This is a genomic window from Stenotrophomonas sp. AS1 (assembly GCF_048957655.1).
GTDB classification, from domain to species: Bacteria; Pseudomonadota; Gammaproteobacteria; order Xanthomonadales; family Xanthomonadaceae; genus Stenotrophomonas; species Stenotrophomonas bentonitica_A.
On record NZ_JARVXM010000002.1, the window covers coordinates 35,408 to 61,714 of the forward strand.

General features: G+C 66.8%; 26 protein-coding genes and 2 tRNA genes. 8 read left to right on the top strand and 20 right to left on the bottom strand.

What is annotated here, in order from left to right:
* Positions 1 to 204 precede the first annotated feature (204 nt).
* Positions 205 to 444: a hypothetical protein gene (locus tag PV764_RS03610; RefSeq protein WP_019183341.1), complete on the bottom strand. Its 240-nt coding sequence runs from the start codon at positions 442 to 444 to the stop codon at positions 205 to 207.
* A 163-nt stretch (positions 445 to 607) separates the two neighbouring features.
* Between PV764_RS03610 and parE the strand changes: the two genes are divergently transcribed.
* Positions 608 to 2,497, top strand: a complete 1,890-nt coding sequence (parE, locus tag PV764_RS03615) for a DNA topoisomerase IV subunit B (protein ID WP_046273688.1) — start codon at positions 608 to 610, stop codon at positions 2,495 to 2,497.
* Positions 2,498 to 2,620: 123 nt separating this feature from the next.
* On the top strand, positions 2,621 to 3,193 hold the full coding sequence (locus tag PV764_RS03620; RefSeq protein WP_421116204.1) for a GNAT family N-acetyltransferase: 573 nt from the start codon (positions 2,621 to 2,623) through the stop codon (positions 3,191 to 3,193).
* Between the two features lie 117 nt (positions 3,194 to 3,310).
* On the opposite strand, the gene PV764_RS03625 is transcribed toward PV764_RS03620, so the two are convergent.
* Together PV764_RS03625 and PV764_RS03630 are read right to left on the bottom strand one after the other, a co-directional pair.
* Positions 3,311 to 4,432: an inorganic phosphate transporter gene (locus PV764_RS03625; protein WP_019183344.1), complete on the bottom strand. Its 1,122-nt coding sequence runs from the start codon at positions 4,430 to 4,432 to the stop codon at positions 3,311 to 3,313.
* 13 nt (positions 4,433 to 4,445) lie between these two features.
* On the bottom strand, positions 4,446 to 5,072 hold the full coding sequence (locus PV764_RS03630) for a DUF47 domain-containing protein (RefSeq protein ID WP_019183345.1): 627 nt from the start codon (positions 5,070 to 5,072) through the stop codon (positions 4,446 to 4,448).
* Positions 5,073 to 5,354: 282 nt separating this feature from the next.
* Between PV764_RS03630 and PV764_RS03635 the strand changes: the two genes are divergently transcribed.
* The gene (locus PV764_RS03635; RefSeq protein WP_026069803.1) at positions 5,355 to 6,665 is read left to right on the top strand and encodes a hemolysin family protein; all 1,311 of its coding nucleotides are present in this window, start codon (positions 5,355 to 5,357) and stop codon (positions 6,663 to 6,665) included.
* Positions 6,649 to 7,308 carry an exopolysaccharide biosynthesis protein gene (locus PV764_RS03640; protein WP_019183347.1) on the top strand — a complete coding sequence of 220 codons (660 nt, stop codon included), beginning with the start codon at positions 6,649 to 6,651 and terminating at the stop codon, positions 7,306 to 7,308. The genes PV764_RS03635 and PV764_RS03640 overlap by 17 nt, the downstream gene beginning before the upstream one ends.
* A gap of 99 nt (positions 7,309 to 7,407) precedes the next feature.
* Here PV764_RS03640 and PV764_RS03645 read toward each other — a convergent pair whose 3' ends face one another.
* From PV764_RS03645 to PV764_RS03660, 4 genes are all read right to left on the bottom strand, one after another.
* Positions 7,408 to 7,917 (bottom strand): pyridoxamine 5'-phosphate oxidase family protein, encoded by a 510-nt coding sequence (locus PV764_RS03645; RefSeq protein ID WP_019183348.1) that lies wholly within the window; start codon positions 7,915 to 7,917, stop codon positions 7,408 to 7,410.
* 97 nt (positions 7,918 to 8,014) lie between these two features.
* On the bottom strand, positions 8,015 to 9,007 hold the full coding sequence (locus PV764_RS03650; RefSeq protein WP_421116205.1) for an LLM class flavin-dependent oxidoreductase: 993 nt from the start codon (positions 9,005 to 9,007) through the stop codon (positions 8,015 to 8,017).
* 138 nt (positions 9,008 to 9,145) lie between these two features.
* The gene (locus PV764_RS03655; RefSeq protein ID WP_421116206.1) at positions 9,146 to 9,898 is read right to left on the bottom strand and encodes a sulfurtransferase; all 753 of its coding nucleotides are present in this window, start codon (positions 9,896 to 9,898) and stop codon (positions 9,146 to 9,148) included.
* Between the two features lie 49 nt (positions 9,899 to 9,947).
* Complete coding sequence (locus PV764_RS03660) at positions 9,948 to 10,313, bottom strand: DUF6164 family protein (protein WP_019183351.1); 366 nt, start codon at positions 10,311 to 10,313, stop codon at positions 9,948 to 9,950.
* Positions 10,314 to 10,380: 67 nt separating this feature from the next.
* On the opposite strand from PV764_RS03660, the gene PV764_RS03665 reads away from it, so the two are divergent.
* Both PV764_RS03665 and PV764_RS03670 read left to right on the top strand, forming a co-directional pair.
* Positions 10,381 to 10,821 carry an FKBP-type peptidyl-prolyl cis-trans isomerase gene (locus PV764_RS03665; protein WP_019183352.1) on the top strand — a complete coding sequence of 147 codons (441 nt, stop codon included), beginning with the start codon at positions 10,381 to 10,383 and terminating at the stop codon, positions 10,819 to 10,821.
* A 10-nt stretch (positions 10,822 to 10,831) separates the two neighbouring features.
* Positions 10,832 to 12,079, top strand: a complete 1,248-nt coding sequence (locus PV764_RS03670; RefSeq protein ID WP_421116207.1) for a TIGR03862 family flavoprotein — start codon at positions 10,832 to 10,834, stop codon at positions 12,077 to 12,079.
* Between the two features lie 104 nt (positions 12,080 to 12,183).
* Here PV764_RS03670 and PV764_RS03675 read toward each other — a convergent pair whose 3' ends face one another.
* The 8 genes from PV764_RS03675 to PV764_RS03710 form a co-directional block, all read right to left on the bottom strand.
* A complete protein-coding gene (locus tag PV764_RS03675; protein WP_421116232.1) occupies positions 12,184 to 12,645 on the bottom strand; it encodes a GNAT family N-acetyltransferase in 462 nt (153 codons plus the stop codon).
* A 14-nt stretch (positions 12,646 to 12,659) separates the two neighbouring features.
* Positions 12,660 to 14,282, bottom strand: a complete 1,623-nt coding sequence (locus tag PV764_RS03680) for an FMN-binding glutamate synthase family protein (protein ID WP_019183355.1) — start codon at positions 14,280 to 14,282, stop codon at positions 12,660 to 12,662.
* A gap of 31 nt (positions 14,283 to 14,313) precedes the next feature.
* Positions 14,314 to 15,600, bottom strand: a complete 1,287-nt coding sequence (locus PV764_RS03685; protein ID WP_421116208.1) for a nucleotide sugar dehydrogenase — start codon at positions 15,598 to 15,600, stop codon at positions 14,314 to 14,316.
* Between the two features lie 303 nt (positions 15,601 to 15,903).
* Positions 15,904 to 16,359 carry a BLUF domain-containing protein gene (locus PV764_RS03690; protein WP_421116209.1) on the bottom strand — a complete coding sequence of 152 codons (456 nt, stop codon included), beginning with the start codon at positions 16,357 to 16,359 and terminating at the stop codon, positions 15,904 to 15,906.
* A 109-nt stretch (positions 16,360 to 16,468) separates the two neighbouring features.
* Positions 16,469 to 17,524 carry a TraB/GumN family protein gene (locus PV764_RS03695; protein ID WP_284128097.1) on the bottom strand — a complete coding sequence of 352 codons (1,056 nt, stop codon included), beginning with the start codon at positions 17,522 to 17,524 and terminating at the stop codon, positions 16,469 to 16,471.
* A gap of 184 nt (positions 17,525 to 17,708) precedes the next feature.
* Positions 17,709 to 17,795, bottom strand: a tRNA-Leu gene (locus tag PV764_RS03700).
* 66 nt (positions 17,796 to 17,861) lie between these two features.
* Positions 17,862 to 19,271 (bottom strand): oxygen-independent coproporphyrinogen III oxidase, encoded by a 1,410-nt coding sequence (gene hemN, locus PV764_RS03705; protein WP_019183359.1) that lies wholly within the window; start codon positions 19,269 to 19,271, stop codon positions 17,862 to 17,864.
* Between the two features lie 44 nt (positions 19,272 to 19,315).
* Positions 19,316 to 19,759, bottom strand: coding sequence for a group III truncated hemoglobin (locus PV764_RS03710; RefSeq protein WP_019183360.1), 444 nt, complete (start codon positions 19,757 to 19,759; stop codon positions 19,316 to 19,318).
* A 182-nt stretch (positions 19,760 to 19,941) separates the two neighbouring features.
* On the opposite strand from PV764_RS03710, the gene PV764_RS03715 reads away from it, so the two are divergent.
* Together PV764_RS03715 and PV764_RS03720 are read left to right on the top strand one after the other, a co-directional pair.
* A complete protein-coding gene (locus PV764_RS03715) occupies positions 19,942 to 20,235 on the top strand; it encodes a hypothetical protein (protein ID WP_019183361.1) in 294 nt (97 codons plus the stop codon).
* 2 nt (positions 20,236 to 20,237) lie between these two features.
* Positions 20,238 to 21,323 (top strand): 4Fe-4S dicluster domain-containing protein, encoded by a 1,086-nt coding sequence (locus tag PV764_RS03720; RefSeq protein ID WP_284128099.1) that lies wholly within the window; start codon positions 20,238 to 20,240, stop codon positions 21,321 to 21,323.
* Between the two features lie 54 nt (positions 21,324 to 21,377).
* On the opposite strand, the gene PV764_RS03725 is transcribed toward PV764_RS03720, so the two are convergent.
* From PV764_RS03725 to PV764_RS03745, 5 genes are all read right to left on the bottom strand, one after another.
* Positions 21,378 to 21,626, bottom strand: a complete 249-nt coding sequence (locus PV764_RS03725; protein ID WP_019183363.1) for a hypothetical protein — start codon at positions 21,624 to 21,626, stop codon at positions 21,378 to 21,380.
* 277 nt (positions 21,627 to 21,903) lie between these two features.
* Positions 21,904 to 22,365, bottom strand: a complete 462-nt coding sequence (locus PV764_RS03730) for a BLUF domain-containing protein (RefSeq protein WP_284128100.1) — start codon at positions 22,363 to 22,365, stop codon at positions 21,904 to 21,906.
* Between the two features lie 151 nt (positions 22,366 to 22,516).
* Positions 22,517 to 24,571 (bottom strand): ATP-binding protein, encoded by a 2,055-nt coding sequence (locus PV764_RS03735; RefSeq protein WP_421116210.1) that lies wholly within the window; start codon positions 24,569 to 24,571, stop codon positions 22,517 to 22,519.
* Positions 24,561 to 26,060: an ATPase domain-containing protein gene (locus tag PV764_RS03740; protein ID WP_102788285.1), complete on the bottom strand. Its 1,500-nt coding sequence runs from the start codon at positions 26,058 to 26,060 to the stop codon at positions 24,561 to 24,563. Before PV764_RS03740 ends, PV764_RS03735 begins: the two co-directional genes overlap by 11 nt.
* A 132-nt stretch (positions 26,061 to 26,192) precedes the next feature.
* A tRNA-Cys gene (locus PV764_RS03745) sits at positions 26,193 to 26,266 on the bottom strand.
* Positions 26,267 to 26,307: the final 41 nt, after the last annotated feature.

The following is a 26,307-nucleotide window of genomic DNA, read 5'->3' on the forward strand; positions in this document are numbered from 1 at the left end:
ATGACGGTCTTCACATAAAAAGAAGAGCCCCGGCGCGATACCGGGGCTCATGTTGACTACTTTTTCAGATCCCCAGGTCTCTCTGGTGGAGAGCCCCCTTGGAGTTCAAGGGGGCGCGCCGACAGGCGCGGGGATGTGGAAGAGAGGGTGAGCGGGGCCCACGGTTTGCCGCGCAAACCGTGGGGAAGCGTCAGCGCGAAGCGCTTATCGCTTCTTCCGCGCTTCTTCTTCCTCTTCCTTCTGCGGGGCCTGCTCGCCCCTGGCCTTCATTTCGGCCGTGGCGGCCGCGCGGCGCTTGGCCTTGGCGTCCGCCTCGGCCTGCGCCTTGTTGGCCTGTTCGCCCTGCTGCGGCGTGGGCTGGCCCTGTCCGGCGTTCTGGGCCAGTGCCATGGGCACGGCCACCACGGCGGCGGCGATGGCAACGATGGTCAGCAACTTCTTCATGGGGTGCTCCTCGCGGTATGGCATGGAATGGGGCGCCGGAGGCTCCGGTTTCCCATCCAGCACAGTCTATCGCGCCCCGGTCGGCCGCCCCCTGAACGTGTGGCGTGCAAAAAACCCGTCCAGACCGCAAACTTCGCCGTCGCATTGCGCTTTATGAAGACAGATGAACGCCCGCTATAACGCCGCCGATATTGAAGTCCTGTCCGGCCTGGACCCGGTCAAGCGCCGCCCCGGCATGTACACCGACACCGCGCGCCCGAACCATCTGGCGCAGGAAGTCATCGACAATGCCGTCGACGAAGCCCTGGCCGGGCATGCCCACACGGTCGAAGTCACGCTGTTCAAGGACGGCAGCTGCGAGGTCAGCGATGACGGCCGCGGCATGCCCGTGGACATCCACCCCGAGGAGAAGATCCCCGGCGTCGAACTGATCCTGACCCGCCTGCACGCGGGCGGCAAGTTCAACAACAAGAACTACACCTTCTCCGGCGGCCTGCATGGCGTTGGCGTGAGCGTGGTCAACGCGTTGTCCACCCTGGTCGAAGTGCATATCAAGCGCGACGGCAGCGAACACCGCATCACCTTCCGCAACGGCGACCGCGCCACCCCGCTGGAAGTGGTCGGCAGCGTCGGCAAGAAGAACACCGGTACCCGCGTGCGCTTCTGGGCCGACCCGAAGTACTTCGACACGCCCAAGTACAACCTGCGCGCGCTGCGCCACCTGCTGCGTGCCAAGGCCGTGCTGTGCCCGGGCCTGACCGTGAAGCTCCACGACGAAGCCACCGGCGAGCAGGACACCTGGTACTACGAAGACGGCCTGAGCGATTACCTCAAGGCCGAGCTCGGCGAGCGCGAGATGCTGCCGGCCGACCTGTTCGTGGGCCACCTGAAGAAGGAAAACGAGGTGGTGGACTGGGCCCTGGCCTGGATCCCCGAAGGCGAGCTGGTCCAGGAAAGCTACGTCAACCTGATCCCGACCGCCCAGCACGGCACCCACGCCAATGGCCTGCGCACCGGCCTGACCGAGGCGCTGCGCGAGTTCTGCGACTTCCGCAACCTGCTGCCGCGTGGCGTCAAGCTGGCCCCGGAGGATGTCTGGGACCGCGTGTCGTTCGTGCTGTCGCTGAAGATGACCGACCCGCAGTTCAGCGGCCAGACCAAGGAACGCCTGTCCTCGCGCCAGGCCGCCGGCTTCGTCGAGGGCGCTGCGCATGATGCCTTCAGCCTGCTGCTGAACCAGAACGTCGCATTGGGCGAGCAGATCGCCCAGCTGGCGATCGAGCGCGCCAGTGCGCGCCTGAAGACCGAAAAGCTGGTGACCCGCAAGAAGGTCACCCAGGGCCCCGCCCTGCCCGGCAAGCTGGCCGACTGCATCAGCCAGGACCTGTCGCGCACCGAGCTGTTCCTGGTCGAAGGCGACTCCGCCGGCGGCAGTGCCAAGCAGGCCCGCGACAAGGACTTCCAGGCGATCCTGCCGCTGCGCGGCAAGATCCTCAACACCTGGGAAGTGTCCTCGGGCAGCGTGCTGGCCTCCGAGGAAGTGCACAACCTGGCCATCGCGATCGGCTGCGACCCGGGCAAGGAAGACATCGCCGGCCTGCGCTACGGCAAGGTCGTCATCCTGGCCGACGCCGACTCGGACGGCCTGCACATCGCGACCCTGCTGACCGCGCTGTTCCTCAAGCACTTCCCGGCACTGGTCGATGCCGGCCACGTGTTCGTGGCGATGCCGCCGCTGTTCCGTGTCGACGTGGGCAAGCAGGTGTTCTACGCCCTGGACGAGGAAGAGAAGCGCACGATGCTGGACAAGATCGAGCGCGAGAAGATCAAGGGACAGGTCAGCGTGACCCGCTTCAAGGGGCTGGGTGAAATGAACCCGCAGCAGCTGCGCGAGTCCACCATCCATCCCGATACGCGTCGCCTGGTGCAGCTGACCATCGATGATGGCGAGCAGACCCATTCGCTGATGGACATGCTGCTGGCCAAGAAGCGCGCCAGCGACCGCAAGGGCTGGCTGGAAAAGAAGGGCGACCTGGCTTCGCTGGAGGTCTGATCCGCCTCGAGTGGCACTGAAAGAACCCGCCTTCCGGCGGGTTTTTTCTTGCCTGTGCCACCAGGCATGGATGCATGCAGCGGGAAGGATTACCGTGGCGTCACCGCATTCGCAGGAACCCCCATGCCGTTCGATCCCACCCTGCAACTGGACAGTGCGCGCCTGGTGCTGACACCGATCCGCGCCACGGACGTGCAGGCCTTGTTCTCGATCCAGTCCGACCGTGTCGGCATGCGCTACTGGAACCCTCCGGCGTGGACCGACCTCAAGCAGGCCTACGTACAGATCCTCGACGATCTCGCCGCGCTGGAGGCAGGCACGCAACTGAAACTGGCGATCCGTGAGCACGTGGACGGACCGCTGCTGGGCATCGTGGTCGTGTTCGCGATCGACGAGACGTCCAGGCGCGCGGAGATCGGGTATCACCTGGCGCCGTCGGCACAGGGCCAGGGCTACATGCACGAGGCGCTGTCACGGTTCGCGGCCTACCTGTTCGATGAACTGCGCATGCGTCGGCTGGAAGCGGAGATCGATCCGCGCAACGTCTCGTCGGCCAAGGTGCTGGAGCGGATCGGGTTCCAGCGCGAAGGACTGCTGCGGGAGCGCTGGCGGGTTGCCGGCGAGGTCTCCGATTCAGCCGTCTACGGCCTGCTGGCACGCGAGTGGCAGGATCGGGCCGACCCGGCGCCGCGTTAGAACGGGCGCGGCGCCATCCTGCGTATACCGGCCTCGCCCCGCCCCGTCCGGCACGCTCCCTCCCACGAAAAAGCCCGCCTTGCGGCGGGCTTTTCGATGTTCAACCGTGCGGACCGGTCAGGCCCAGCCGAACAGTTCGAACAGGCGCAGGATCAGGTACGCACAGCCGCCGGCGGCCGGGATCGTCAGGATCCACGCCCACACGATGCGCTCGATCACGCCGAAGCGCAGCGAACGCGGGTTCTTGGCAAAGCCCACGCCCATGATCGCGGTGGAGATGCTGTGGGTGGTCGAGACCGGCATGCCGAAGTGCGCGGCCAGGGTCAGGATGGTGGCCGAGCTGGTTTCCGCGGCGAAGCCGTGGATCGGGTGCAGCTTGACCATCTTGTGGCCCAGGGTCTTGATGATCTTCCAGCCGCCCGAGGCGGTACCGGCGGCCATCACCACGGCGCAGGTCAACACGATCCACATGGCGATGCCGTCGCCGGCGCTCGCGTCCGGGTGCATGAAGGCCAGCCAGGACGGCAGGTCGTTCAGGGCACCGGTCGCTTCGGCACCGATCAGCGTCATGGCGATGATGCCCATGGTCTTCTGCGCATCGTTGTGGCCGTGGGCGAAGCCCATGTAGGCCGCCGAGGCGATCTGGGCCTTGCCGAAGAACGCATTGACGATGCGCGGGCGCGCCAGCCGGCCGATGAACCCGCCCACCTTGGCCATGCCCGCGATGATCGCCCACAGCAGCAGCATCACCGCGATGCCGAGCAGGAAGCCGGCGATCGGCGAGGTGATCATCGGCAGGAACACCTTCCACAGCAGGCCCTTGTTCTGGGCCCAGGTGCCGATGCGCTCGGACCAGATCAGCGCGTCCCAGTTGTTATGGGCCGCGGCCAGGCCGGCGCCGCACAGGCCGCCGATCAGGGCGTGCGAGGACGAGGACGGCAGTCCCTTCCACCACGTGATCAGGTTCCAGATGATGCCGCCCAGCAGCGCGCACAGGATCACCTGCGGGGTCACATCGACCACGTTGGTGTTGAGCAGGCCCGAGGCGATGGTCAGCGCGACGGCGGTGCCGGTCAGCGCGCCGATCAAGTTCATGAACGCGGCGAGCATCACCGCCCAGCCGGGCGAGAGCACTTTGGTCGCCACCACGGTGGCGATGGAGTTGGCGGTATCGTGGAAGCCGTTGATGAACTCGAAGACGAGCGCGGCCAGGATCACCACCAGGACAAGGGTCAGCATGCTGTGGCGTCCGTCAGCTGTTCTTCAAGACGATCTGGTAGGCGACCACGCCGGCCTCGCGGCAACGATCGATGGCCTTTTCCAGGATCTCGAAGAACTCCTTGAGCAGGAACATCTGCAGGCTGTCCAGGCGGCCGGAATAGATGTCGCGGTACAGCTCGAGCATCAGGCGGTCGGCTTCGTTCTCCAGCGAGCGCAGCTTCTCGTTGAGCGCGGTCATCCGGTCCAGGTTCATGTGGCGCAGGTCGCCCACCATCTCCACCACCACGCTGGCGGCCTGCTCCAGCATCGCCGCGCGCGGCGCGAAATCGATGTGTTCCAGGTGCTGGGTGGCCAGCGAATAGCGATCGGCGAACTTCTCGATCTGCTTGGGAATCTTGTACAGCGCCGAGCCCAGCGCTTCGATGTCTTCGCGCTCGATCGGGGTCATGAAGCTGTCGACCAGCGCCTGGCTGATCTTGTCCGAGGCGGCGCGCTCGCGCAGGCGGGCCAGCTTGAAGGCGTCCAGCGCCGGCTGGCGGTCCGCTTCGCGCAGCATCGCGTGCAGCGCCTTGGCGCTGTCCTGGGCGGCCTGGGCAGCCTCGTCCAGCAGGGTGTAGAACTGTTTGCCGGAGCCAAAAATGGTCTGCAGAGAGAACATTGAGAAACCTATTCGCCGTCGAGGAAGGACGGCACCGGGCGGAATTATGACGGTTTGATGTCCAATCCGGGTACTCCCTGTCATCTTCACGCTCCCACGGCCCTGCCTGAACGACCCTGATTGCATCCCTGCCCCGGCCTTTTGTTAAGATGCGCGGGCACCTTCGGGTGCACTCTATGGACGACGACCCTTACCCCCCGCCGCACCGCCGCGCTTACGCGCCCTCCGGTAGCCGACATCGCTTGAACACGCCCTCCCTGCCACCAACCGGGGATGAAGCCCGTGTTTGAACTGCTTATCGTCCTTGCCCTGATCCTGCTCAACGGCTTCTTCGCCATGTCCGAAATGTCGGTCATGACCTCGCGCAAGAGCCGCCTCAAGCAGATGGCCGCCACCAGCAAACGCGCCGAGCGCGCGCTTGAACTGTCTGAAAAGCCCGAGAGCTTCCTGTCCACGGTCCAGATCGGCATCACCCTGATCGGCATCCTGACCGGTGTGTTCGGCGGTGAGGCGATCGGCCTGGCCATCGCCGAGTGGCTGCACGGCATCGTCCCCGCCTTCGCCTACTCCAGTGAAGTGGGCAAGGCGCTGGCGGTTGCCCTGATCACCTTCCTGACGCTGATCTTCGGTGAACTGGTCCCCAAACGACTGGCCATTACCCGTTCGGAAGACATCGCCGGGCTGGTCGCCTGGCCGATGGGCTGGCTGTCCCGGATCGCTTTCCCGTTCGTGTGGCTGCTCTCCCACAGCACCCGACTGGTGCTGCGCGTGCTCGGCCTGGGCAAGGATGAGGCCGCCTCGGTCACCGAAGAAGAGATCCGCATGCTGGTGGCCGAGAGCCACGAAGCCGGCGTGATCGACGCCCACGAGCGCGACATGATGAACCGCGTCATGCGCCTGGGCGACCGCACCGCCGACAGCCTGATGACCCCGCGCAACCGGATCGCCTGGCTGGATACGCAGGCCGCGCCGGAGAAGAACATCGCCACCATGCGCGAGAACGAGTTCTCCCGTTACCCGGTGTTCCGCGACAACGACCAGGACATCGTCGGGGTGCTGGAAGTCAAAAGCCTGGTGACGCGCCTGGTGCGCGATGACCATTCGCTGTTCCAGAACCTGCGCGAGCCGCTGTACGTCTCCGAGTCCACCCACGCGATGAAGCTGCTGGAGATCTTCCGCGAGGAGCAGCAGTCGATGGCGCTGGTGGTGGACGAGTACGGCGAGATCCAGGGCCTGGTCACCATCAGCGACCTGATGGGCGCGGTGGTCGGCCGCCTGCAGTCGGTGGAGAACGTGGACGAGGACGCACTGGTCGTGACCCGTGAGGACGGCTCGTTCCTGGTCGATGGCTCGCTGTCGATCGAGGACCTGCGCGAACTGATGGGCAACGCCGAGCTGCCCGATGCCGACGATGGCGATTACTACACGCTGGCTGGCATGTGCATCCATTATTTCGGCCGCATCCCGCATGCGGGCGAGTACTTCGATTGGGCCGGCTGGCGCATCGAGATCGTCGATCTCGACGGTGCACGTGTCGACAAGCTGCTGCTGCGCACCCTGAGCGAAGACGAAACCGATGACATCACCGGCTGAGCCGACGCCGCCGGATCCGACGCGGCCGCAGTACCGCAACGAGGGTATCCGTACCCTCCTGGCGATGTTCGACCACGGTGACCCGGAGGAACGGCTGCTGCTGGGCCAGATCCTGCAGGATCTGCAGCAGAGCGCGTTCGGTGTGTTCCTGTTCGTGGCGATCCTGCCGGCCTTCATTCCGATTCCGGGGATCGGCGGCGCGGTCAGTGGGCCGCTGGTGGTCCTGATCGGTGCGCAGATGCTGTGCGGCATGCGCCGGCCATGGCTGCCGGGCTTCATCCGCAACCGTGGGCCCAAGCGCGGCACCATGCATCGCTTCCTGGAGCGCATTGACGGCCCGCTGCGGCGCTTGGACCGCCTGCTCAAACCGCGGATGGCCGGACTGCTGGTGCCGCTGCCCGCCCATGCCTTCAGCGGCCTGCTGCTGATCCTGATCGGCGTGCTGTTGTCGCTGCCGATCCCGCTCACCAACTATCTGTTCGGCTTCCAGTTGCTGCTGTTCGCGCTGGCGCTGCTGGAACGCGACGGCGTGCTGATGCTGGTCAACTGGGTCGGCGCGGTGGCTGCCGTGCTGTTCTTCGGCTTCAGTTCGGGCCACCTGGTGGGCTACACGGTGGACCTGTTCCAACGCTGGTTCGGCTGAGGCCGGCCCCCCTTCACGCGACGCGCCATGAAAAAAGCCGACCCCGCGGCCGGCTTCAGCACCACAATGGCCGGCGCAGGGCCGGCCCTGTGAGCCCGGTTACGCGCCGGGCTTGAGATCCACCGTGCCGGTGTCGGACATCGCGCCCGGGTCATCGGTCACGGCCGACAGCACGAAATACAGGGCCTTGCCGAGCAGGCCACCCGGGCCATCCCAGTATTCGGCCGATTCGGCGCTGACGTGGATCAGGCGCAGGTTCGGGTCGTCCTTGCCGCCCGGGAAGAAGATCTTCATCGCTGGTGACCAGAGTTCGTCGATCTTGGCGCGGTCATGGACCACCCGCGCGGTACCCGAGACCGAGACATAGGTATTGCCCGAGGGCGAGGCGTAGGCCACGTTGACGCGCGGGTTGGCGGTGATTTCCGCGATCTTCGGGCTGTCGGCGCCGGTGGCGAACCACAGGTCGCCATCGAACTCGACTTCCTGCGTGCCCAGCGGACGACTGAACAAGCGTCCGTCCGCACCGACCGTGGTGAACATCGCGATGTCCACGCCGCGGATCAGTTCGGCCAGTTGTTTGATGTGCTGCTGGCGATCGTGTTCGGCCATGGGGTGACTCCTGCAAGGGGAGCCACCATCACAGCCGATCGGCGGCTACGGCGACGTGAACCGCGCGGTCACACCTTCTTCGCATGCGCCGTGTGCATTACGCCTGCAGTGCGCGCCATGCCTGCATCGCCAGCCCGAACGAGCGCTTGCGCGCGGCATGGTCGTAGATGTTGGCGGTGACCAGCACTTCGTCAGGCTTGTGTCGTGCCACGAATGCGGCCAGCCCTTCCTGCACCTGCTTCACGTCACCGACCACTGCGCAGGCCAGCGCGTTCTGCACGCCGGCCTTTTCGTGCGGCTGCCAGAACGCTTCGATGTCGTCGATCGGCGGCGGAATCAGGCCCGCCAGGCCACGGCGCAGATTGACGAAACTCTGCTGCTGGGTGGTGAACAGCCGCTTGGCGTCAGCTTCCGAATCGCTGGCCACCACGTTCAGGCCCAGCACCGCGTACGGCGCCTGCAGATACTGCGAGGCACGGAATTCGCGGCGGTAGACCGCCAGCGCTTCATCCATCGCGTCGGGGGCGAAGTGCGAGGCGAAGGCGAACGGCAGGCCCATCGCCGCCGACAGGCGCGCACTGAACAGGCTCGAGCCCAGCAGCCACACCTGCACCGGAATGCCGGCGCCGGGCACGGCGCGCACGGCCTGGCCCTTCTGGGCCGGTTCGAAGTAATGCAGCAGCTCGCGCACGTCCTGCGGGAACTGGTCGGCGCTGTCGAAGTAGCGGCGCAGTGCGCGGGCGGTCGGCTGATCGGTGCCGGGCGCGCGGCCCAGGCCCAGATCGATGCGGTCCGGGTACAGCGAAGCCAGCGTGCCGAACTGCTCGGCCACCTGCAGCGGCGAGTGGTTGGGCAGCATGATGCCGCCGGCACCGACACGGATGCGCTTGGTGCCCCCGGCCACATGGCCGATCAGCACGGCAGTGGCGGCGCTGGCGATGCCGGGCATGTTGTGGTGCTCGGCCAGCCAATAGCGATGGAAACCCCAGCCTTCGGCGTGCTGGGCCAGGTCCAGCATGTTGGCGAAGGCCTGCGTGGTGTCGCTGCCTTCGCAGACCGGCGCCAGATCAAGAATCGACAGCTGCATCATGAATGCTCGTTCCAACCAGGAGATATCTCACTGAGATGGGGCTGTCCGCGCGGTTTGCCACCGCCCACAAGGCACGGGTGGCAAAACGCTGATTTCCGTCTCGCGACGATTCAGGACAATCAACGCCGTGAAGACGGCTCAGGCGGCGTCGGCGTCCTGGTCCACCAGCGGCTGCAGGGCCGCGTCCAGCGCCACGCGCTCGTCGAACACGAAGCAGCGGCCGTCATAGCCCTCGCCGCCCACGGCCTCGAAATAGCCCAGGATGCCGCCGTCCAGCTGCAGCACGTTGTCCATGCCGTCATTGCACATCCACAGGGCCGCCTTCTCGCAGCGGATGCCGCCGGTGCAGAAGCTGACCACGGTGCTGTCCTTGAGCGCCTCACGGTGCGGGGCCAGCGCGTCGGGCAGATCGGTGAACTTGGTGATCGGCAGCACCAGCGCGTCCTGGAAGGTGCCGTACTCGATCTCCTGGGTGTTGCGGGTGTCCAGCATCACCACCGGCTTGCCGGCGTCGTCATGCCCCTGGCGCAACCAGCGCTGCACCGTGGCCGGGTCGATCGACGGCGCGCGCGGGTAGGCCAGCGGCTGGGCGTCGTCGATGCGGAAGCTGATGATCTCCGGCTTGACCTTGGCCTTGAGCCGGGCAAAGGGCTGCATGTGGCTGTAGCTGGTCTTCACCCGCAGCCCGGCAAACCGGGCATCGGCCCGCAGGGCGGTGTAGAAGCCATCGATTGCCTGCTCCGCCCCGGCCAGGAACAGGTTGATGCCCTCGCCCGCTACCAGGATCGTGCCGCGCAGCTGCGCGGCGGTGGCCCGCTCCAGCAGGGTCGCGCACAGCGCGTCCGGGTCGGCGACGGGGGTGAAGTGGTAGGCGGCGGTATTGGCGATCATCACGCCATTTTAGCCGCTGGGCGGCCGCGACGCCTGAGCCGCGCCGGAATCAGCCGCGCAGCAGCACGAACGGCAGCAGCACCAGCGCCGCCGCGACGGCCATCCCGACCAGCACCGTGACCACGAACACCGGGCGGCGCCGGATCAGGCTGCCGAAGGTCTCGGCTGTGCCCTCGCGCAGCGCGGCCTCACGCTCGCCGCGCACGCGCTCACCGCGCGCCTGCTGGTAGTCGGCCATCAAGGCCTTGGCCCGCGGGTGATCCTCGTTGTCGCGCACCCAGATGCCGCCGAAGGAGATGCCCCACGGGCTGGGCTCGGTGCGGTAATGGGCGATGCCCGCCTTGTCCAGCAGGGCGGTGACATCCTGGATTTCATCGTCCGCGACATTGCGCAGGTTGAGCAGCAGTTTCGACATGCGCCCATGATAGCGCCCGGCGATGCGCTACCCTTGCGTCCCCGTTTTTTGGATCCGGAGCCCGCCCATGCGCCGTCTGCCGCGTTACCTGCTCGCCCCCCTGATGCTGTCGCTGCTGGCCGCCTGCACCCCGCCCGGCCCGCCGCCCGGTGGCAGCATCGCGCAGTTCGAGAAGATCGACACCCAGCCGGGCACCGGCGCCGAGGCCACGCCGGGCAGCAAGGTCACTGTGCACTACACCGGGTGGATCTACGACGAGCGCACCGCCGACAAGCACGGTGACAAGTTCGACAGCTCGGTGGACCGTGGCGAGCCCTTCAGCTTCGACCTGGGCCAGGGCCAGGTCATCAAGGGCTGGGACGAAGGCTTCGCGGGCATGAAGGTGGGCGGCAAGCGCACGCTGATGATTCCGGCCGAGTACGGCTATGGCGCCCGTCGCGCCGGCCCGATCGCGCCGAACTCCTCGCTGGTGTTCGATGTCGAGCTGCTCGACGTCAAGCCGCGTTGATCCTGCCTGCATGAGCATTGCCCTGACCACCCCACGCCGGGTCGCGATCATCGGCGGCGGACCCGCCGGCCTGATGGCGGCTGAAACCGCGCGCGCTGCCGGCCACGCCGTCGATCTGTACGAGGCCAAGGGCTCGCCCGGTCGCAAGTTCCTGATCGCCGGCAAGGGCGGCCTCAACCTGACCCACTCCGACGCGCCTGACGTGTTCGTTTCACGCTACCGCGAGCGCGCGGAGGCGGTGGGCGGGTGGCTGGCCGATTTCAATGCCGAGGCGCTGCGCGCCTGGGCGTTGGACTTCGGCGTGGAAACCTACGTGGGCAGTTCCGGCCGTGTGTTCCCGGTGGACCGCAAGGCCGCGCCGCTGCTGCGCGGCTGGGTGCGCCGGCTGAAGGAACAGGGCGTGCGCTTCCACGTGCAGCATCGCTGGACCGGCTGGGATGACGCGGGCGCGCTGCGCTTCCAGACGCCCGATGGCGAAACGACGGTGACGGCCGACGCGGTAGTGTTCGCGCTCGGCGGCGGCAGCTGGCCGGAACTGGGCTCGGATGGCGCGTGGGTGGCGCCGATGGCCGCCACCGGCATCGACATCGCCCCGCTGCAGCCAGCCAACTGTGGCTTTGACATCGGTTGGACGCCCTACTTCAGCGAACGCCAGGCCGGCGCCCCGCTCAAGCCGGTGGTGGCGCACTGGACCGACCTGAAGGGCGAACCGCGCTCACTGCAGGGCGAGTGCGTGATCACGGCGACCGGCATCGAAGGCAGCCTCATCTACGCGCTGTCGGCCGATCTGCGCGACAGCCTGGCCCGCGACGGCCAGGTGGAACTGCAGCTGGACCTGCTGCCGGGCCAGACCGAAGCGCAGGTGCTGGAGAAGCTGGGCAAGCCGCGCCAGGGCCGCAGTTTCGGCGAGGTCCTGCGTCGCCAGCTCGGGCTGGGCGGGGTGAAGTCCGCCCTGCTGTTCGAGGTGCTGGGCCGCGAGGCCGGGCAGCTGCCGCTGGCGCAGATCGCGCACGCGCTCAAGCGGCTGCCACTGGCCCTGGAACGACCGCGTCCGATCGATGAAGTCATCAGCACCGCCGGTGGCGTGCGCCTGGAGGCATTGGATACGCAGTTGATGCTGCGCGCACGGCCGGGCACGTTCTGTGCGGGCGAGATGCTGGACTGGGAAGCACCGACCGGCGGCTACCTGCTCACCGCGTGCTACGCCAGCGGGCTGCGCGCCGGGCGTGGCGTGGTGGCCTGGCTGGCGCAGGGATAGATCGCGAGGTGCCGGCCAGCGGCCGGCACTACCAGTGACGTGCCCTGACAGGCGCTCGGCGCGGCTCAGCGCGGCATCCGGGTGGTGCCGGCCACTGGCCGGCATCAACGCGTGCGCTGCATCCGCACCGACGCGAGTGCGACGCCGCTGGGGTGTGGGTAGCTCTCCTCGCGCAGCGCCTCAAAACCACAGCGCTGGTAGAACGGCACCGCGTTGAGCGAGGCCGAGAGCACCAGCGGCCGCGCAGGGTCGGCCAACGCCTCCATCGCCTGCATCAAGGTCAGGCCGATGCCACGGCCGCCGCAGTCGGGATCGACGAACAATGCATCGATCTCGTTGCCGGCCAGATCGATCACGCCGTAGCCCAGCAGCGCACCCTCGGCGTCTTCGGCAATCACACCGCCACCGCCGGCGAGCAGCGCGCGGTAATGTTGCGGCGGTGGCGAGGCCGACCATGGGGCAATTACCTCCGGCGGATACGCCGTACTGCACAGTTCGCGGACGCAGCGCGTACGCAGTACCCACAGCCGGTCCGCCTCGTCGGCGCGGCCGACCCGCAAGCGCACTGCACGATCGCCCGTCATCGCGATTTGCTCGCGCGCAGCGCCTGGATGCGCGCTGGTGGCTGGAACGAGTCGCTGCGCGCATCGGCCCAGTAATCGTGGAAGACCGCGTGGTCTGGCACCTTGCGCAGCAGTTCACCGGGCGCAAGATAGCGATACAACGAGGCCAGCGAACGGATTTCCACCGGCGAGACCCGGCGCAGGATGTGCTCCGGCCCCAGCTCGGAGGGATCGTTGAGGCCGGCCGCGCACAGCAGGTCGCGCAACGCGCGCAGCGTGTTCTCGTGGTAGCTGTGCACGCGCGTGGCCTTGTCGGCCGCATCCAGGTGACGCCAGCGATTGGGGTTCTGGGTGGCGATGCCGGTCGGGCACTTGTCGCTGTGGCAGCTCAACGACTGGATGCAGCCCAGCGCGAACATGAAACCACGGCCGGCGTTGCACCAGTCCGCGCCCAGCGCGATGGTGCGCGCGATCTCGAACGCGCTGGTCACCTTCCCGGCCGCACCCACGCGGATGCGGTCGCGCAGGTCCAGCCCGACCAGGGTGTTGTGCACCAGCAGCAGGGCTTCGTGCATCGGCACGCCAACGTGATCGATGAACTCGGCCGGTGCGGCGCCGGTCCCGCCCTCGGCGCCGTCAACGACGATGAAGTCCGGCAGCAGCCCGGTTTCCTGCATCGCCTTGGCAATACCGAACCACTCCCACGGGTGGCCGATGGCCAGCTTGAACCCGACCGGCTTACCGCCGGACAACTCGCGCAGCCGCGCGACGAACTGCAGCAGCTCGACCGGAGTATTGAACGCGCTGTGCCTGGAGGGCGACACGCAATCCACGCCCATCGGCACGCCACGGGTGATCGAGATCTCTTCGCTGACCTTGGCCGCCGGCAAGACGCCGCCGTGGCCAGGCTTGGCGCCCTGCGAGAGCTTGATCTCGATCATCTTGACCTGATCATGGTTCGCGTTGGCGACGAACTTCTCTTCACTGAAACCGCCAGCCTCATCACGACAACCGAAATAGCCCGAGCCGATTTCCCAGACCAGATCGCCGCCCATTTCGCGGTGGTAGGGAGAAATCGACCCTTCGCCGGTGTCGTGGTAGAAGCTGCCGCGGCGCGCGCCTTCGTTCAGTGCGCGGATCGCGTTGGCCGACAACGAGCCGAAGCTCATCGCAGAGATGTTGAACACGCTGGCCGAGTACGGCTTGGCGCAGTTGGGCCCGATCTGGATGCGGAAATCGTGGTGGCCGATCTCGGTCGGCGCCAGCGAGTGGTTGATCCATTCGTAATCCACCGCATACGTGCTGCGCAGCGTACCGAATGGCACCACGTCCATTTCATTCTTGGAGCGCTGGTAGATCAGGGCACGCTGCTGGCGCGAGAACGGCACGTCTTCCAGATCGCTCTGCACGAAGTACTGGCGGATCTCCGGCCCGATCGATTCCAGCCCGTAGCGGAAGTGCGCCATCACCGGGTAGTTGCGCCGCAGCGTGCTGCGCTTCTGCAGCATGTCCCACGTGCCCAGCACCACCAGCAGGGCCGTCACCCCCACTCCCCAGTACCAGGCGGGCCAGATCGTGGCCAACCACAGGCAGACCGGGAACAGCAGGATGGCGAGCAGATACGCGAGATAGCGGTGCATGGCTTTCCTCAATCAATAGCTGCCAACGAGTCTACAGGCGGTCGTCCACCACTTCCCGGGGCCATACGGATTTGACGTCGTACACCACGCCGCCCGGCGCCAACAGCGCGCGCACCTGCGCCGCATCCAGGGCACGGAAACGATCGTGCGCCACGGCCAGCACGACCGCGTCATACCCGCCCGCATCCGGGGCTTCGACCCAACGCACGCCGGCATCGGCCAGTGCCGCCGGACCGACCCACGGGTCCTGCACGTCCACCCGGGCCCCACTGGCCTGCAGGCGCTGCGCCAGTTCCAGCGCGCGGCTGTTGCGCAGGTCCGGGCAGTTCTCCTTGAAGGTCACGCCCAGCACCAGCACCCGGGCCTGGGCGACATCGATGCGGCGCGATGCCAGCAGCGCCAGCACGCGTTGCGCGACGTGCTCGCCGACCCGGTTGTTGACCTGGCGCGCGGTGTGGATCAGATCGGGGTGATAGCCCACGCTCTCGGATTTGTGCAGCAGGTAGTACGGATCCACGCCGATGCAGTGGCCGCCGACCAGGCCGGGCCGGAACGGCAGGAAGTTCCACTTGCTGCCGGCCGCGTCCAGCACATCCTGGGTATCGATGCCGAGCCGATCGAAGATCAGCGCCAGCTCGTTGACCAGGGCGATGTTGACGTCGCGCTGGATGTTCTCGATCACCTTGGCGGCTTCGGCCACGCGGATCGACGGTGCCGGCCACGTGCCTGCTGTGATGATGCTCTTGTACAGGGCATCGACCACCGCGGCGACCTCGGGCGTCGAGCCGGAGGTGATTTTGCGGATGTCCGGCAGCCGCCGCTCGCGGTCGCCCGGGTTGATCCGCTCCGGGCTGTAACCGCAATAGAAATCCTCGTTGAAGCGCAGCCCCGACCCTTCCTCGAGCAGGGGGACGCAGACTTCCTCGGTGGTACCGGGATAGACCGTGGATTCATAGATCACGATGTCGCCGCGCTTGAGCAGGCCGGCAATCAAGGTACTGGCGCTGCGCAGCGGCGCCAGATCGGGCTGCTCATGCGCATCGATCGGGGTCGGCACGGTCACGATGTACACATTGCAGGCGGCCAGATCGGCGGGATCGGCGCTGTAACGCGCATGCACAGCGGCAGCGAGCTCCTCGGCCTCCAGTTCCAGCGTGTGGTCCAGGCCGCGCTGCAACTCGGCGACCCGCGCGGTATCGATGTCGTAGCCCACCGTGGCCTGCTGCCGGCCGAAGGTCACCGTCAACGGCAGCCCGACATAGCCGAGCCCGATGACGCCGATGCGCGGCGCGGCCGCGGCGGAAATGGCCTGGGTCATCGCTCGGCTCCGCATCGCGGAACCGGGCCTGCCAGCAGGCGGGGCGTCATCAGGGGATACGTCATGCGATACGGAGCCGGGATACAGGTCATGCAAGCCTAACGCGCCTGCCCCTGCCCCACAAAGAACAAAGCCGCCGCCCGCGGAGAGTACGGACGACGGCCAAAGGAATAATGGTCCAGCTGCGGTTACTACCCTTTCAGACAGCCTCCAAGGGCAAACCCCGCAAGACTGGTCACAGCTGGTAGGAAGAGGATAGGCGGGCAACCGTGATCATTGTGTTACGGGCAGCGTTGTTCTGCGTTACGAACCCAGCGTCACCGCAGCCGGTTCCAACTCGCCGGAGACACCGGTCCACGCCGCAAGCAGACAGCCAAACCCCGTAGGCGTGTCGCCCGCCGCGGGCAGGCCGGCCAGAAATCCGTGCCAGGGCGCATCGATGATGCGCGCCAGTGCTTCGGGCTCCACTGCTGCGGAGGCCATCGTCCAGCGGGGGAAGTGGCGGGCACCGACCGACCCGCGCGCAAGCTCGCGCAGGTTGGTATGGATGCGCGCGTTGAACACACGCTGGAATACCGAATCCACGCCATCCTCCGGACCTTCGAAATACTGCAGGAACCGACGCCCGTCGAACATCAGCACGCCGGTGACGCCGGCCACTTTATTGAATCCCGATGCCGCGCGCAGGATCTGATCGATATCAGACGTTTCGATTCCATCGACAGCGTCGCTGACATAAGCGACCGCATGCAGCGGCATGAAGGATTTCCGGAATGAACTGAAGCTGACTATGCCATGAAGTATTCGCACTGGGTAGACATCGACTGTGTCTGCCATCCCGTTCCGGAAAAGCGCGTCGGCGCACGCCTCATTCCGGGATCTGCACCTCGAATCCACGCTCGCGCAACTGATCGATGTAGCCGCCGGGCGTGACCAGCGAGGTCACCGGCACCGTCGCGAAGGTCACCGCGTTGCGTGCCAGCGCGTCGCTGGCCATGGAGATCCATTTGCGGTGAGCCTGGGCATCGACGTCGGTAAGGCCGCGGCGGCGCCCGAAGTCACTGTTGGCCACCGCATCCACGCAGGCCACGTACTGCCCTTTCACTGCAAGGCGCTGCAGCGCCTGGATATCACCCACGGCCCAGGCATTGGCCCGCTCGGCCAGCAGCGGCAGCCCGTGCTCGATCACCTCCAGCGTGCGACGGAAGCATTCCACGTCCTGCAGGGCCGTCCCGCGCACTTCCTTCAACGCCTGCCGCGGGTCGGCGATCTTGATGGTGACCTGGGTCGACACCGGCTTGAGGCCGTGTGTCTTGCTGGCCTTCTCGATGATCCTGGAGACCGGCGAGGATCGGCCGAGCCCCACATCCTTGAGGGCGGCGGCGTACAACTGCGTGGCCGCCACCAGCGGGCGGTCTTTCTCGATGCCATTGTCGCGCCCGATGTGACGCTGCTTGAGCAGCGCCCAGCGTGCATAGAGATCGGGCGGCAGTACCTCGCGCAGCGTGCGTCCGTCCGGATCGCGCGCCGCCTTCATCGCCGCAGGCGCCAGGGTCAGGCGGCGGAAGAACCCCACATCGGCATCCAGCGTCCAGCCGGGTGAGCCGAGCACCTCCTGGGCACTGGCGATCACCGCCTGCACCTCGTCGGCGCGCCAGTCCAGCTTGGCCGGCAGCGGCGAGACGGTGCCGAGAATCCACAGTGTGTGCCCCTGGCTGTTGCGGACCTGCCACATGCCCGGCCCCGGCTGCACGCCGGAGACCAGCACCGGGGCAAGGTCGATCACCTCGCCCGCCGCCTGCGCCGGTACCGGTACCGGTTCCTGCGCCGGCGCATGGACCTGGGCATTGGCATGGACCGCGCCGCCGAGCAGCACCGCCATGCCCCACACCAGTGCGTTCCCTGCACGTCCTGCGTTGGCCATGTGACCTTTCCGAAGTGAGTTGCTGCGCAGCGTACGGCGGCGCGCGGCCGGCTGCGTAAAGTTTGCGTTGCACCGGAACGCCGGCTGCAACGAACAAGGGCAGCCGGTTGGCTGCCCTCGCGTGGAATCATCACCGGCGTGCGTCGATCGCGGCGCGATCAGAACCCACGCCAAGGGGAAGCCTTGGTGCCCGGGGCCGGAATCGAACCGGCATGGGGTCGCCCCCGGCGGATTTTAAGTCCGATGCGTCTACCAGTTTCGCCACCCGGGCAACGGCGCGCATAGGGTGCCTGATCGCGCCCGGTTTTGGAATGCACGCACGCCGGGGCGATGGCACTCAGATCGCCCTGGAATACCGCACCGGCTGGTCCGGCTGCGCCAGATAACGGTCGAAGCACATCGCCAGCAGCCGCAGCAGCGGGCGCCCGCGTTCGCTGGCGCGTACCACGCCGTGCGCGTAGTCGGCCAGGCCGTCGGCCTGCAGCGTGGCCAGCGCGCGCAGCCCGTCGGCGAAATACGCCTCGAAGTCCACGCCATGCCGTGCTGCCAGCGCGGCGCCATCCACTTCGCCCTGGCACATCAGCTGGCCGATCAGCTCGGCGCGCAGTACGTCGTCCTCGTCCAGCTGCAGGCCACGCCAGACCGGCAGGCGCCCTGCATCGACGGCCGCCTCCCAGGCCGGCAGCTCGCGCGGGTTCTGGCTGTAGGTGTCGCCGATGTGGCTGATCGCGCTGGCGCCCAGGCCGACCAGATCAGTATCGGCATGCGTGGTGTAGCCCATGAAGTTGCGGTGCAGCTGGCCCGCGCGTTGTGCCCGCGACAGATCCTCCTCCGGCAATGCGAAGTGGTCCATGCCGATGTACTGATAGCCCGCCTCGGAAAGCCGTTGCACCGCCAGGCCGAGCAGGGCGAGCTTCTGGTCGGGACCGGGCAGATCCGCATCGGCGATCTGGCGCTGCGCGCGGAACAGGTGCGGCAGGTGGGCATAGCCGTAAACCGCCAGGCGATCGGGGCGCTCACGCAACACCGTTTCCAGTGTCTGCGCGAAGCCGGCCAGCGTCTGCTTCGGCAGGCCATAGATCAGATCGACATTGACCGAACGCAGCCCGTACTCGCGGCACGCGCGCAGGATGTCCAGGGTGGCCTCCACGCCCTGCTCGCGGTTGATCGCCTTCTGAACGTCCGGATCGAAATCCTGCACGCCCAGGCTGGCGCGGTTGAAGCCCAGCGCGGCCAAGCCGGCGATGTCGGCGCGGGTGACGAAGCGCGGGTCCAGTTCGATGGAGAAATCGCGTGCGGCCGCAGTGCTGAAATTGAAGCGCTCGCGCAGCCCCTCGAGCAGCTCACGCATCTGTGCTGGCGCGAGGAAGTTCGGCGTGCCGCCACCGAGGTGCAGCTGGATCACTTCGCGGGCCGGATCGAACTGCGGCGCCATCAGGTCCGCCTCGCTCAGCACGCGGGCGACGTAGCTGATGCCCTTGCTGTGGTCGCGGGTGATGACACGGTTGCAGCCGCAGTAGAAGCATGGGCTGCTGCAGTAAGGCACGTGCACATACAGCGACAGCGGCCGGCCGAGCCGGTTGCTGCCGGCGATGGCCTCGCGCAGGGCCAGCTCGCCATACCCGTCATGGAAGTGCGGCGCGGTCGGATAGGAGGTGTAGCGCGGCCCGGGCCGGTCGTGGCGGCGCAGCAGCTCGGGGTCGAAGTGCCAGGCAAGCCCGGCGGCGGCAGGCGAGAAAGTATCCATGCCACCAGCGTGCACGCGCGCGGGCGCGCACGCATTGCGTCAGATCAATTCAGGCCCTGGCGGCCGACCAGCGGCAGGCTGGGCCAACGCAGCATCTGGAAGCGACGCCAGAACGTATCGGCGATCCGCCCGGCAACGTCATCGGCCAGCCGCTGCATCGGCGGATTGCCACATTCGGCGGTCGTCTGCCGGAACAGGGCCAGCCAGCGGTCGAACAGATCGCGGTCGAGCTCATCCATGGCCATGTGCTTGGGCATCGGCGCGCCTTTGAAGCGGCGCGTGCCGCGCAGCATCGCCGACCAGAAATCGACCAGTTGGGCCAGGTGCGCATCCCAGTCGTGAATCCGTGCCGCGAAGACCGGCCCCAGCCGCGGCTCCTCGCGGACGCGCGCATAGAAGTCATGCACCAGCCGGGTGACCTCCTCTTCGCTGCACAGGTCCGGCGCAGGGAGAGGCAGCGCGTTGTCGGTGGGATCGGCCATGAACATCCTCGGGCGGCAACGCCCAGCATCGGCGGCAGCGGGTGCCGCTGCCTTGATCAGAATCAATGAAGGCCGTCGCGAAGCCTTCTAGTCTGGGCGCTCGACAGGAAGCGCGCACCCGCGATCCCGGCCCCCGGTCGGCGCGAAGTATAGCCGTGCCCTGCCCCCTCCTCCTGACCGTGGCCGCAATGAACGACCTGCACGACCCGCCCGACGGCAGCCGCCGACGGCTGATCCAGCAATGGGGCGCCATCCTGTGGCCCAGTTTCGTCGCAGCCGGCCTGGCCAGCGTGGTGTTCTTCGCGTTCGTCGACCCGCTGCGCCTGCGCGACATCACCTTCCCGCAACACGAGATCAGCCGCGAACTGGGCTACACACTGGGGTTCTTCATGTTCTGGGCGGTCACCGCCGCCGCCAGCACGATCACCTGGTACCTGCTGCGGCCGATGCCCGGCGACGACGACGATCTGCCGCTGGGGTGACCATGACAGACCGCCTCACCCTGCATCTTGTCGATCCACCACCGGCACCGCCGCCCACCGTTCGCCGCGCGCCACTGCGCTGGCGGCCGCTGCTGTCGGCGCTGCTGCTGGCCGGCTTCTATGCCCTGCCGTGGCTGCGCTGGGAGGGCCGCCAGGCACTGTTGTTCGACCTGACCGCGCGCCGTTTCGATCTGTTCGGCTGGACGCTCTGGCCGCAGGACGTGGGCATCCTGCTGGGGCTGGCCGCCGTGCTGGCCACCACCTTGGTGCTGCTGACCAACCTGGCTGGCCGGGTCTGGTGCGGCCATGTCTGCCCGCAGACCTTGTGGAGCCGGTTGTTCCGCTGGATCGAACAGGCCGCCGCGCACTGCCTGCCGGCCGCACCGGCGCGCGCGGCCAAGCATCTGCTGTGGCTGCTGGTGGCCGCGTGGACCGGCATCACCTTCGTGGGCTTTTTCAGCCCGATCCACGGTCTGGTCGGCACGCCGTGGCCGCCGGCCTGGAGCGGCTGGGAAACGTTCTGGATCCTGTTCTATGCCGCCGCCACCTGGGGCAACGCGGGCTTCCTGCGTGAACATGTCTGTCGCGAGTTGTGCCCGTATGCGCGCGTCCACGGCGTGTTCTGCGACAGCGACACGCCGCGCATGCACTATCACGCGCGTCGCGGTGAGCCACGTGGCCCGCGCGTGGCGGGGTTGGGTGGCGTGCAGGACCGTGGCCGCGGACTGCTCGATCCCACCAGCGCCAGCGATTACGCGTTCCGCGCCGCGCATGAGGACATCGCCGGCCCCATGCCGCACTTCAGCGCCGATCGGCTCGGCGATTGCCTGGATTGCGGGGACTGCGTCACCGCCTGTCCGATGGCGCTGGACGTGCGCGCCGGGCCGCATGCCGATTGCATCGGCTGTGGCGACTGCCAGGACGCCTGCGATGCGCGCATGCGTGCGTGGCAGTTCCCGACCGGTCTGATCCGCCGTGCCAGCCCGTCAGCCATGCAGCAACGCCCGCCACGCTGGATCCGCCCGCGCACGCTTGCCGCGGCCAGCACGCTGCTGGCCCTGCTGGGCATCGGTCTCCATTACCTGTAGTGGCGCCGCGTTGGCGGTTGTCCCCGTCCCGATTCCCGGTCCCCCGACCCGGTTTCAGCGAGCGCGCGGTCGCGCACTGCGTGGGGGCACCAACTGGGCGCGCCGCACGATCCCCAACTGTTCGATGATCAACGCCAGCTCATTGGTGACACGGGTTCGCGCGGTGCCCTGCGCCGGTGGGACCAGTCGCTCCAGCACGCGCTGGTAGGTGGACCAGAATTCCGGGCCGCAGCCATGTTTCACGTAGCTGGCTTCCAGCTCGGTTCGCACTCCGTCAGCCAAGTCATGTTCGCCGTATTCCATACGACCTCCGTGGGACTTGCTTGCTTCAGGGACGACAAAACCCCCTCAGGGGCGGATTCACTTCGGGTTCACTTAAAATTTGCACTTCCTTTGCATTAAGTCAATTACCACACGGCCAAAGGCCACGCCCCTGATGAATGGTTCATCTCGCGCCTGCGCCCGCATCTGCATCATGCAGGGCGCATATTGACAGCAGCATGTCAGCGCGGCGGCGGATACTCCGCCTCTGGCCGGCTCCTGGTATCAGCCCCTGCGGGTAAACGCTGCAGGCGTCATCTCATTCCGCTGCCGAGCGCACCGGCTGTGACGCGGCCTGCCCGGGCAGGTGCGGGGCGACGAACTGCAGCAGCCGCTCCATCCCGCTGCCCGCCGGCGAGCCGCCGGCGATACGGTCTGCGAAAGCCTCCCAGTCACCTGCCGAGAGCACCTCGATCAAGGCAGGCTCCACGCCCAGCCAGCGCATGCTCCAGTACGGGAAAAAGCGCTGCGGTACGCGCGCGTGGCCGAGCTTGTGGATGGCGCGATGGCTGCGCGCCTGCAACACCCGCTCATGCACCGCCGACACCCCGTCATCGGGACCTTCGAAGTACTGCAGGAAACGACTTCCGTCGCACAGCAGTACGCCGGTTACCCCCGCCAGGCTGTTGAAGCGGATGGCATCCTCGACAAGGGCGTCAAGATGCGCCGCAGACAGCGGGCCCGCAACGTCGCTGACATACGCGATCGCGCATAAGGGCATGGGTAAACTCCGACATTCTCAAAGCACTATGCTGGCACTTTCAGGTATCTAAATAAAGCCGCTGGCTGAAGCATTCAGATGCCGCCGCAAACGAAAGTTTCCATCGCGCGGTGGTTTCGTCACCCGGGCCGCTGCGGGCAGCCGCGCGCACTCACTGCCGCGTGGCGATCGAACTACGTACTGCCTCACTGAATGCATCGAGCAGGAACGGCTTGGCGATCATCGCCATGCCGTTGTCGAGGAACGCCGAGCGTTCCTGCGCCTTCTCCGCGTAGCCGGTCATGAACAGCACCGGCAGGGATGGCCGCGTCTGCCGCGCGATTTCCGCCAGCTGCCGCCCATTGAGACCGGGCAGCCCGACATCGGTGATCAGCAGGTCGATCTTCTTCGACGAGCCAAGGATGGGAATGGCGCCATCGGCGTCGCCGACCACCTCGGCGGTATACCCGAGATCCTCAAGCACCACCGTCACCAGCATCCGCACCTGCTCGTCGTCCTCCACCACCAGGATCGACTGCCCGGCGCCAAGCGATACCGCCTGCGCGTTCGGCGTGTCCTCATCCTCGGCCGGGTCGTGCACCACCGGCATGAACAAGGACACCGTCGTGCCCTGCCCTGGCGTGGAGTCCACGGTGATGTGGCCCCCGGACTGCTGCATGAAGCCGTAGATCATCGACATGCCCAGCCCGGTGCCCTTGCCGATCGGCTTGGTGGTGAAGAACGGCTCGAAGATCCGTTCGACCACCTCCGGCGGCATGCCGGTGCCGGTATCGGACACGGCCACCACGGCGTACTCGCCGGCCGGGATGGTCGGCACCTCCGCCTCGGCGACATGCACATGCGAGGTGCGCAGCCGCAACTCTCCACCATCGGGCATGGCATCGCGTGCGTTGATGGCCAGATTGAGCAGCGCGCTTTCAAACTGGTTGCTGTCCAGGTTCGCGCGCAGCGGGGTATCGCTGGTCACCATCTGGATGCGGATCGTTTCCCCCAGGGTGCTGCGCAGCAGGTGCTGGACCGACCCCACCAGTGCGTTGAGTTCGACGGTTTTCGAATCCAGCGATTGCCGTCGCGAGAACGCCAGCAGGCGCTGGGTCAACGCGGCCGCACGCTGGCTGGAGGCGGTGGCGGCATCCAGGAACCGTTCCAACCCTTCCATGCGCCCCATTTCCACGCGCATGCGCATGATGTCCAGCGAGGACAGGATGCCGGTCAGCATATTGTTGAAGTCATGCGCGATGCCGCCGGTGAGCTGGCCGATCGCATCCATCTTCTGCGACTGGCGCAGTGCGGCTTCGCTGGCTTCGCGCGCGGCCATCTGGTGTTCCAGTTCGGCGGTGCGCTCGGCCACCATCGCCTCCAGGTCCAGCGCGTGCTGCTGGCTGGTCTCCAGGGCCAGTTTGGAGGCGGTGATATCGGTGACGAACACGTGGAACCCGTCGGGCGTTCCACCCGCATCAACGCGTGGCGAGTAGCGGATCTCACTGTCGCGCCGCCGGCCATCGCTGAACGGCCAGTTCGCCTCGAACACGATGTGCTCGCCGGCCAGCGCACGTTCGATCAACGGCCGGCGACTGGTCCACACTTCCTGCCCGAACACGTCGGGCACACGCCTGCCGATCACGTCCGAAACCGGCCGCTCGAACCAGGCTTCATACGCCTTGTTGGCGAAACGGTAATTCAGGTCACGGTCGATGAAGGCGATCAGCACCGGCATCGCGTCGGCCACCAGGCGCAGTTCGGCTTCGCTGCGCTCCAGCGCGGCACGCCCATCGGCCAGCGCCCGCATCTGGTCACGCACCAGGAACTGCTTGTCGCGCGCGCGCAGCGCACTGCGCACCGAACTCAGCAGCGAGCTGCTGCCCAGTGGCCGGTCCAGTTCGATGATGTTGATCGCCAGCTGCAGGCCGGCGTCGGCCAACGGCCGCTTCTGCGAGCGCGGGGACCGCAGCAGGATGAAGGGTATATCCGACCAGGACGGTTGCCGGGCCAGAGGCTCGAGCAGGGCAGCCGTGCCTTTCGCCACGGCCTCCTCGGTGACCACCACCGCGCCCACCTCGTCATCGAGCGCATCGGCCAACCGCGTCAGGCTCTCCTGGATCGTGGTCCGCAACCCGGCGGCGTTGAGCACGGCAGCGATGCTCGGCGCATCACGCCCGAACGGTGCAACGATGTGCACCACGCCGGACGTGGCGTCAGTCTGCACGGGTGTGGCCGAGCAGATGCGCCGTATTGCCCACGAATTCCGGTGTGCCGGTCAGGATCCCCTTGAACTCGTTGAGGGGCGCACTGAGCGAAATGCCCTTGCCGTCGATGTTCAGCTCGCGGATCGTGTTCTCGTGTGCACCGCCGCGGTTCTTGATCACCGAGATCGCCTTGCGGATCCGCCCCTGCGACTCGAAGAAGCGGAACAGCACGACCGAGTCGGCGATGTAGGACACGTTGAGATTGCCCGTGGACATGGTGCCGACCAGGCCATGCTGCGGATTGATCAGGATGGTCGCCACGCCCTTCTGGTTGAGATAGGACAGCATCTCGTGCAGCTGGAGCATCAGCTGCTTTTCCTGCGGCATCGCCGTGACGTAGCCGTTGAGGCTGTCGATCACCAGCAGGCGGCACTGACGTTCTTCCACCGCACGCTGCATGTTCCAGGCGAACTCGCCCGGCGAGATCTCGGCCGGGTCCACCTGCTGGATCTCCAGCAGCCCCGTCTCCAGATGTTTGCTGAGGTCGATGTCCAATGACTCCGCGCGGGCCAGCAAGGTGCCGATGCGCTCATCGAATTCGAAGATGCAGCAATGCTCACCGCGCTCGCACGCGGCCCACACATACTGCAGCGCCACGTTGGTCTTGCCGCTGCCGGCCGGGCCGGTCAGCAACGTGCTGGTGCCCCGTAGCGGTCCACCACCGAGCAGGCTGTCGATCTCGCCCACCCCGCTGCTGATCGGGGTACCGTTGAATTTGGCGTGGTGGTCCGAGGCGATCAGTCGCGGAAACACCTCCAGACCGCCCTCGCGGATGGTCATGTCATGGTAGCCGGCAGTGAAGTTCACCCCGCGCAGCTTCTGCACATGCATCCGCCGGCGGGCCGGACCGAAATCCAGCGTCAGCCGTTCCAGCGATACGACGCCATGACACAGGCTGTGCAGCTGGCCATCACGCTCCTCGCCGGAGGCGGTCATGTCATCGACCAGCACCACGGTTGCGCTCTTCGGCGCGAAGAACTGCTTGAGCGACAGAATCTGCCGGCGATAGCGCAGCGGATCCTGCGAGAGCAATCGCAGCTCGGAGAGCGAGTCGAACACCACCCGGTGCGGCTTGATGCGCTCCACCTCGCCCAGGATCAGCTTGACCGTCTCATCCAGCTCGACCTCCCAGGAGTGCAGGACCGACTGCATGCGGCCGTCGCCCAGCGCTTCCTCGGCCGAGGCCAGCTCGAACAGGTCCAGCCCGTCCAGCGACCAGCCGTGAGCGTTGGCGACTTCCCGGAGTTCGTCAGCCGTCTCGGAGAGCGTGATGTACAGGCAGCGCTCCCCCTTGCTCAACCCGTGCAGCAGGAACTGCAGGGACAGCGTGGTCTTGCCTGAGCCGGGCGGACCCTCGAGCAGATACAGCCGCCCCTGCGGGAAGCCCCCGCCCAGGATGCTGTCGAGGCCTTCGATACCCGTCGCTACGCGTGCTTTTTGTGTCTGCATAAGGCTGCCAATATGGACGGGCGCAGCATACGAAGCGGGTTGTGTAGGCCCTGTCGGCTCTCGCCTGCGAAACTGAATGGAGGCCCACAACGCACAAAGCCCGCATGCGCGGGCTCTGGGCTACTTTCTATTTGGAGGCCTGGGTCGGAATTGAACCGGCGTACGCGGATTTGCAGTCCGCTGCATGACCACTCTGCCACCAGGCCGGTGACCCTACGATCATCGGAGGCGTGTTGCATGCCCCGAT